Raw genomic sequence first — 241 nt, forward strand, 5'->3', positions numbered from 1 at the left:
GATGCACGCTTTAACTCAAATATAACCAATTCACCATTTTCATTGAGTGCATATATATCAGCTTCTGCTTGCCATTGCCTTTCTTGAAAAACAGGCATTAACCTAGCATCCTCAAACAATACATCTAAAATGCTATTTGCAATTAAGTTTTCCAAATCTTTCTCAAGCTTTCCGAAACTAGAAAAATCTTTGAACTCGACTGGTTCTAGTTTTTCAAATACGTCAGCTTGTTCTTCTATTT

Annotated in this window: 1 protein-coding gene; it reads right to left on the reverse strand. The window is 34.0% G+C overall.

The genetic code is table 11. The features are described 5' to 3' along the window. Positions 1-241, reverse strand: a 241-nt coding sequence (locus AAEY88_RS15225) for a hypothetical protein (RefSeq protein WP_350563738.1), incomplete at both ends; no start/stop codon positions are given.

Origin of the sequence: Psychrobacter sp. CAL346-MNA-CIBAN-0220 (assembly GCF_040309805.1) — a bacterium.
Taxonomy (GTDB): Bacteria; Pseudomonadota; Gammaproteobacteria; order Pseudomonadales; family Moraxellaceae; genus Psychrobacter.